The following is a 317-nucleotide window of genomic DNA, read 5'->3' as shown; positions in this document are numbered from 1 at the left end:
TCGAGCGAATGTCTCGGAGTGGTTGCTCATGGGTGGAACGTTGATTATTCGGCACACTTGATCGTCTTCATCTTCCTAGTACTGCTTCGGCGTGGAACGGATGAGTGGAGCGGCGGGTGTGCCGGGCACGCTGTTGGGTGTCTGAGGGAATGATCCCTCGGTAGCCGGAGTCCGAGTGGTTGGCGGACGACTGGTCGTTGTTTGAGAACTGCACAGTGGACGCGAGCATCTGTGGCCAAGTTTTTAAGGGCGCACGGTGGATGCCTTGGCACCAGGAACCGATGAAGGACGTGGGAGGCCACGATAGGCCCCGGGGA

Annotated in this window: 1 rRNA gene; it reads left to right on the top strand. The window is 59.0% G+C overall.

What is annotated here, in order from left to right:
- Positions 1–233: 233 nt before the first annotated feature.
- Positions 234–317: ribosomal RNA gene (locus GRC12_RS45190) — 23S ribosomal RNA — on the top strand; the annotation flags it as partial.

Origin of the sequence: Streptomyces griseorubiginosus (genome assembly GCF_017614965.1) — a bacterium.
GTDB classification, from domain to species: domain Bacteria; phylum Actinomycetota; class Actinomycetes; order Streptomycetales; family Streptomycetaceae; genus Streptomyces; species Streptomyces griseorubiginosus_B.
This window is presented reverse-complemented; position numbering and strand designations above follow the sequence as displayed.